The following is a 7,555-nucleotide window of genomic DNA, read 5'->3' on the forward strand; positions in this document are numbered from 1 at the left end:
CGCTCAGGAATGGTCTGATAATTTTCATTAAAACGCTTAAAGCGATCGATTGGACCACTTGAAAAAGTCGGCATAAATAGAAGAAAGCGGAGGAATTCCCAGAAGGTAAAATCCTTAATCACTCCATCTCTCAGCTCGATGATAATTCCAACCGAACGAAAGGTCAGGTAAGAAATTCCCAAAAAACCAAGCAAAGACTGCGTTCCATTGATAGCCGGCTGCACCTTGACAAAGATAATCGGAAGCAGGGACAGAAAACTAACTAGGTAGAAGACCCACTTGCCATCCTTGCTTTTTCGATAGTGCTTATAGAAGAGCAGGAGCAATATTTCCCAGCACAGATAAATACTCAAGGCAGCCAATTGATTAGTCTTCCCACCTACCAGCATGGTAACGATAAAGAAGAGACTAACCAATACCTCGTACCAGGCAAAGCGTTTCTTGAAAAAGAGACCGATAAAGATGGGCAAGGTTGCAGCAATCACATAGACAAAATACTGAGGATTGCCATATGGCTCTAAATGAGGAAGCTGTTGAAAGAACTCCATCATCTCTTATTCACCTCGTTAATCAATCCTTTGATGTCAATCTTTCCATTTGGAGTCAGTGGCAAACTGTCTCGGTAAAGGAATTTAGACGGCATCATGTAGGACATCATGATGTCTGTCAAATCTTCCTTAATGGCCTTGGTAATATCGATATCACGCTCAAACTGCTCACGCACACCATCTTTTAAGATGACATAGGCCAACAAATTTTGTACCTTGTGGTCCTTATTATAGCGCGGTACTGCAACAGCAGACTCGATAAAGCGAGACTTATTGAGGTTTTGAGAGACATCTTCTAACTCAATGCGGTAACCGTTGAACTTAATCTGAAAGTCCATGCGTCCGCCGTAGAGAAGCAAGCCTTCATCTGTCATGGTTCCCACATCGCCTGTGTGATAGGCTGGCAGACCTTCAAACTCAAAGAAGGCTTCTGCCGTTTTTTCAGGATTGTTCATATATCCTTTTGAAACAGCTGGTCCAGAGACAATGATTTCTCCCTGTTCGCCATTTGGCAGTTTATTTCCTTCCTCGTCAATGATAAAGGTTGGAGAATCAGCCTTGGTATAGCCGATTGGTAGGCGTTTGAGAGTCGCTAGCATCTCGTCTGTCACAGCAACTGCTGATAAGGCTACTGTCGCTTCTGTTGGACCGTAAGCATTGATAATACGGGCATTTGGGAAACGTTCGCGCAGTTTTTGAGCTGTTTTAACCGTCAATTCTTCGCCATCAAAGTAGAAATGCGTGATACCAGGCATTTTCTCACTATTGAAGTCTTCAGACAACATGGCCATATCTGCAAAAGAAGGCGTTGAAGTCCAGATAGCGATTGGCAATGAAAAGATGGTCGCAAAGAGTTGCTTAAAGTCCTGAGTAATAGCTGAAGGAAGAGCGAAAAGCGTACCACCCAGTGCCAAGGTCGGTGCCCAGTACATGACAGACAGGTCAAAAGAATAAGGTGGCTGAGCCAGCATTTGCGGACGACTTGGCGTCGCAAATTCCTTATCCGTAATCATCCAGTTGGTAAAGCTGAGGAGGTTATCATGGGAAATCTGCACTCCCTTAGGCTTACCAGTCGTACCAGAAGTAAAGATGATGTAGTAGTTATCATCGCCCTTGACTGGATGCGTGATCTCATAGCTAGTCCCTTGGGCAAAGGCTTCTTGAACCTGAGCTAGAGTCATCATCGGTGTAGAAACCTGCTCCAATGGAAATTCTGAAATGGCAATAATCAAACTTGGCTCCGCTACTTCTAAAATAGCCGAAACTCGCTCCAAGGCCGAATGACTATCAATTGGAATGTAGGCATGTCCTGACTTAGTCAAGGCTACAAAAGTTGCCAACATTTCATATTCTTGGCCACCAAAAACGACCACAGGAGACTTCTCAGGCAATCCTAGTTGGTCAATGGCTGCAGCCAAACTATCCGAATCAGCCTTTAAATCGCCATAAGTGTGTTCCCGACCCAAAACATTGTAAACAGGATAGCTAGGCTGTATCTGAGCAAAATGCTCAATGGTTTCAATCATATCTACTATTGGTTTATTTGACACAATAGGAATTCTCCTTCAAGTTAAAATTCATTATAGATAAAGCTTCCTTGACCCTGACCAAGATAGCTAAAGAAGTAAAGCAGCCCTAGAAAGATAAGAAAATACAAGGCTGTCCGACCAAGAAAAAGGTACAATTCTTTTCTCTGTTTCATCAAGAAAAACCATTCATTTCTGTAATTTTTCGCTAAAATAAGAGTGATTCTTACTAGCTTATTTTTCTACCATTGTACCACTTTATATAGTATTTTTTCAATTGTTTACCGTATGTTTTCAATAGATTTCAGCTTATTTTAAGAATTATGCGGTTTTTCTATGTATATTTTAAAAGAAAAGAACCCGAGATTTTCATCTCAAGCTCTTATCAACATAATTATTTTCTAAACTAGAAAAGGGAAAACACAAGAACTGCCAAGGCTGCACCGATAACAGGTCCCACAACAGGAATCCAAGCGTAAGACCAATCTCCGTCTCCCTTGTTTGAAATTGGAAGGATACTGTGCATGATACGAGGTCCAAGGTCACGTGCAGGGTTCAAGGCATAACCTGTTGTCCCACCTAGTGATAGACCGATACCGACAATCAAAGTTCCCACTGCAAAGGTTCCGATACCTGCCTGAAAATCGTAAAGACCCAAAGCAAAGATTGTCAAGACCAAAACAAAGGTTCCAAGGATTTCGCTAATCAAGTTTGATACAGTATCTTTGATAGCTGGTCCTGTGCTGAAAGTAGCCAAAATATTTCCTGCATTTTCTTCTGCCTCATAATGCGGCTTGAATTGCAACCAAACCAAAATCTGACCCAGCATAGCCCCTGCGAACTGGGCTAAGATATAAGGCAAAACGGAAGCCCAAGGCAAACCACCTTTCAAGGCCACACCAATCGTCACAGCTGGGTTTAAATGAGCTGGACTGAGCTTGCCAGATACAAAGACCGCAACTGCAACTGCAATCCCCCAACCCATAGTAATCACAATCCAACCTGAGCTGTTGCTCTTGGTTTTAGGAAGAACCACACCAGCCACAACACCATTTCCTAGAAGAATTAGGATTAGAGTCCCCAAAAATTCTCCAAATAATTCATTCATCATCTTTCTATCTCCATTAAAAAGGGAGAGAGGGTAGACTAGGAGTCCTGCCCTCCACCTCTTTTATTTTTTCTTAATTTTTTAATTCTGCTAAATCGTTATTAGCGAGAGCTGCTTCGACATCAGCACGGTAAGTTGCTTTTTCTTCTTCTGTCCAGTCATAGAATCGTCCCATTTCATTCAAAACTGGCTCAACGATGCTATCCAAACTATCACGCATAAAGAGCATATGGTTGGTACGACGAAGAAGGAAGTCAACTGGGCTAAGAGCCAACTCATTGCGCATTGCATAGTGAAGTGATAAAGTATCTGCCAAGCTGAGTCCTGGTGCTTGTTCCAAACTATGAGCAAGAGCAAAGACCTTCGGTGCATTTGAACCGTAAAGATTTGCTAGGTAATGGGCTTCCTTACTATCCAATCCACGTGACACTCCAAGTTGCGCAAAAGCTTCGATTTCTGAGTCTACATTTGCTGGGTTCAATTCTCCACCTGAAACAGGGTAAGTCTTAGAGTTGATCAGTTTAAAACTACGGTCAAATTCTGCTTTGAGGATGTCAACCACGCGCTCCATAGCTCCTTCAGCCATCTTACGGTAGTCTGTGATTTTACCACCAGCAAGGGTCAAGAGACCATTATCATCTCGGTCCAAGCTAGAGCCACGAGAAACAGCAGATGGGTCCAAATGTTTCTCAGAGGTACTGCTTTCAAGCTTGCTGACAGCAGACTCAACATCTTCACGCGTTTTTTCTTTAGAGAGATAAGATTCAACAGTAGCAATCAAGTTGTTAAAGCTTTCATCACTGATGGTTCCGTTATTTCCTCCATTGTAGTCAGAAGCGCTATTACCTGCGATCAATGGACGAAGACCTGCCCAGCTACTTTCAATGTCAGCAACTGTAATATTCGCTTCTGGGAAGCGGTTGTTGACAATGCCAAGCAGGTAATCTACATCTTCTTGAGTTACTTTTGGATGTTCCAAATCACCTGTGTAGTCTGTATCAGTTGTACCGAAGTAAGTCTTGTTTTCACGTGGGAGAACAAAGACCATACGACCGTCACCCAAGCCTGTGTCAAAGTAAACTGGCTGTGAAACCTTGATCTTGCTTGAATCCACTACCAGGTGAACTCCCTTAGTTGGACGCATTTGTGAGAATTGGGTTCCCTTATTAGATAAATTGCGTACCTTGTCGCTCCAAGGACCTGTCGTGTTGATAACCAGACGAGCTTTGATTTCAAAGACTTGGTCTGTCAAGAGATCACGAGCTACAACACCTGTAATCTTGCCACTTTCATCAAAGAGGAAGCCTTCTGCCTTAACGTGGCTGGCAATGAGGGCACCGTCTTGGTTGGCACGTTTGATGTTTTCAATCACGAGACGCGCATCGTTGTTACGGAAGTCAAGGTAAACCCCACCTCCTACCAAACCTTCTTTCTTCAAGTTTGGCTGGCGTTCCAAGACTTCTTCCTTGCTCAAAACCTTGTTGGCAGCTGGTGTATTGTTGACACCTGCCAAGAGGTCATACAAGTCCATGGCTACTTTCAGACGGAAGAGACTAAAGGTCGCTCCATCCTCATCGTAAACTGGCAAGAGCATTGGGTCTGGTTTTGGAATGTGTGGAGCGATTTGTTGAACCACTGCACGTTCAGAAACTGTATCTGAGACCACTTCTACGTCAAATTGCTTAAGGTAACGAAGTCCTCCGTGAACCAATTTAGTTGAACGGCTAGATGTCCCTTCTGCGAAGTCCTGCATTTCAATCAAACCAGTCTCAAGACCGCTAGCTGCCGCCTGCAAGGCTACACCAGCCCCTGTGATTCCTCCACCGATAATCAAGAGATCCAGGGTTCGTTCCTTCATTTTTTTAATTGATAATTCACGTGTTTTCTTTGAAAATTCCATATTTACACACTTTCTAAATAAATCGCTTTATTCTGCCAGTATTAGTCGTCTACTTCCGCAAAGACTTGCGTTGCTTTCACAGCCTTCTTCCAGCCCTTGTAGAGTTGTTCCTTGCGAGATTCGTTCATAGATGGCTCAAAGAGTTCTCCTGTCTCGTTCAAGAGTTTCAACTCATCCAAGTCCTTCCAATAGCCTACTGACAAACCTGCTAAAAATGCTGCCCCTAGAGCTGTTGTTTCCAAGTTTTTAGCGCGTGCGATGTCGATTCCCAAAATGTCAGCTTGGAACTGCATGAGGAAGTTGTTCATAGCTGCACCACCATCCACCTTCAAGACTTGGATAGCTGTCTGAGCATCCACTTGCATGGTATCGATGATGTCACGCACTTGATAAGCAATAGATTGCAAAGTCGCCTTGATAAAGTCTTCTTTGCTTGTTCCACGAGTCAAGCCAAAGACAGAACCGCGAGCGTTTTGGTTCCAGTATGGAGCACCTAGTCCTGTAAAGGCTGGAACTACATAAACCTCATCATCATTGTGAGAATCACGAGCGTATTTTTCAGATTCTGGTGAATTTTCCACCATGCGAAGACCGTCACGAAGCCATTGAATAGCACTTCCTGCGATGAAGATTGAACCTTCCAAGGCATAGTAAACCTTGCCGTTGATTCCGTAACCAATGGTTGTCAAGAGGTTGTTTTCAGACAACTGCATCTCTTCACCAGTATTCATGATGATGAAAGAGCCTGTTCCATAAGTATTCTTGACCATACCTGGTTCAAAGGCCAACTGTCCAAAGAGGGCTGCCTGTTGGTCACCAGCCATACCTGAGATTGGCACTTGTCCACCATAGAAATGGAATGGGGCTGTCTTACCGTAAATTTCAGAGTTAGAACGAACTTCTGGCAACATAGCCTTAGGAATGTTGAGGATTTCCAGAATCTCATCATCCCATTTGAGTTCTTTAATGTTATAAAGCATGGTACGAGCTGCATTTGAGTAGTCCGTCACGTGAGCCGCACCGTCAGTCAATTTCCAAACCAACCAAGTATCGATGGTACCAAAGAGCAATTCCCCTTTTTCTGCTCGCTCTTGAGCGCCTTCTACATGATCCAAAATCCAACGAACCTTAGTCGCTGAGAAGTAAGCATCGATGATCAAACCAGTCTTTTCATGGAATTTTTCCACATAACCTTGGCTTTTTAGTTGTTCAGCCAAAGGTGCTGTCTGGCGTGACTGCCAAACGATAGCGTTGTAGATAGGAAGCCCTGTTTTCTTATCCCAGACGACAGTTGTTTCACGTTGGTTGGTAATTCCGATTGCTTCGATTTGATTTGGCTTGACACCACTTTCGATGAAAGCACCTGCAATAACTGACTGAACAGAGTTCCAAATTTCATTGGCATTGTGCTCAACCCAACCTGCCTGAGGGAAAATCTGAGTGAACTCTTTTTGACTCGAGCTAACTTTTTCTCCTTTTTTGTTGAAAATAATGGCACGAGAACTTGTAGTTCCCTGGTCAATGGCCATGATGTATTTTTCTTGTGACATGTGCTGTCCTCCTGATAAAGATCTTGAGGATGTTTCCTCTTTACACTTACTAGTATACAAAATAAAGCGCTTTCTTGTTTATCAACTTTTTTTAATTTTTAAAAAAATGTGAGGAGATTGTGTGAATTTCACAAAAAGACCTGGAATAACCAAGCCTTTTAAGTGAATAATAACTGACGAATCGCTACCAAATCCTCCATATCCAAGTCGTTTTTTAAATAATAGACTGGTGTCTGTTCCTTCTTATGAATCGGGTTATTGGTAACCAGCAAATCATAATGCCGAGTTCGGTCATAGGCTTCAATGGTGATAAAACGATTGTATTCCAAATACCGTTTTAAAATGGCTGCCATCCTTGAAAAGACAAGAAAACCAGATGTCAAATCCAAACCAATCCGCATATGCTGGCCACCATTTTCAGCCATATATTCGATCAACTGGAGCCATTCCCAGAGAATTTTCTTATCCAAATCCGTCCCCTGTTGAAAGGCAGGTAGAGCATGAAAAATCTCCTCTGCCGTTTTCCTAAAATCATGTTCCATGAGTAAATATGGATGACGATTCTCTAACTGGTACTTGTAGCGATCCTGTAAAATATAGCCCTTATAGAGATAGACTTGAGCACAAAGCTGGCTGAGTTCATAGGTGACATGGTCCTCTGTATAATCCCCCAATAGTTCCTTCTTCTTCATTTCTTGAATCAATTGCGTCAGCAAATCTACCAACTGCCCTCCAAATCCAAGAATATACTCCATAGTATGAAGAGGAAGAATGCGATGAGATAGGAGGAAAGAGAAGAATATCATCATCTCACCATCTTCAATCCCTAGAGGAAGGTGTTGCCCAGCAAAAAAGGAAGGAGCCTTTCTCAGCAAACGAAGGTAGAAAATATTGTCAAAATACCCTCGCATTTTCTCTTCTAT

5 protein-coding genes and 2 pseudogenes are annotated in these 7,555 nt (G+C 42.8%); all 7 read right to left on the reverse strand.

All coding sequences use genetic code 11. The features are described from left to right. Positions 1-551: pseudogene (locus WKI42_RS08715) on the reverse strand (D-alanyl-lipoteichoic acid biosynthesis protein DltB); the annotation flags it as partial. Then, complete coding sequence (gene dltA / locus WKI42_RS08720; RefSeq protein WP_368081712.1) at positions 548-2,098, reverse strand: D-alanine--poly(phosphoribitol) ligase subunit DltA; 1,551 nt, start codon at positions 2,096-2,098, stop codon at positions 548-550. The pseudogene WKI42_RS08715 and the gene dltA, both read right to left, overlap by 4 nt. 20 nt (positions 2,099-2,118) lie before the next feature. After that, entirely contained in the window at positions 2,119-2,250 is a 132-nt protein-coding gene (locus tag WKI42_RS08725; protein ID WP_000813667.1) for a teichoic acid D-Ala incorporation-associated protein DltX, read from the reverse strand. 230 nt (positions 2,251-2,480) lie between these two features. After that, a complete protein-coding gene (locus tag WKI42_RS08730; RefSeq protein WP_016398345.1) occupies positions 2,481-3,185 on the reverse strand; it encodes an MIP/aquaporin family protein in 705 nt (234 codons plus the stop codon). Between the two features lie 70 nt (positions 3,186-3,255). Next, the gene (glpO, locus tag WKI42_RS08735) at positions 3,256-5,082 is read right to left on the reverse strand and encodes a type 1 glycerol-3-phosphate oxidase (RefSeq protein ID WP_368081713.1); all 1,827 of its coding nucleotides are present in this window, start codon (positions 5,080-5,082) and stop codon (positions 3,256-3,258) included. Between the two features lie 41 nt (positions 5,083-5,123). Then, positions 5,124-6,632, reverse strand: a complete 1,509-nt coding sequence (glpK, locus tag WKI42_RS08740; protein WP_050256796.1) for a glycerol kinase GlpK — start codon at positions 6,630-6,632, stop codon at positions 5,124-5,126. A gap of 158 nt (positions 6,633-6,790) precedes the next feature. Continuing rightward, positions 6,791-7,555: pseudogene (locus WKI42_RS08745) on the reverse strand (helix-turn-helix domain-containing protein); the annotation flags it as partial.

The sequence above is a fragment of the Streptococcus pseudopneumoniae genome, from assembly GCF_038148935.1.
GTDB classification, from domain to species: domain Bacteria; phylum Bacillota; class Bacilli; order Lactobacillales; family Streptococcaceae; genus Streptococcus; species Streptococcus pseudopneumoniae_U.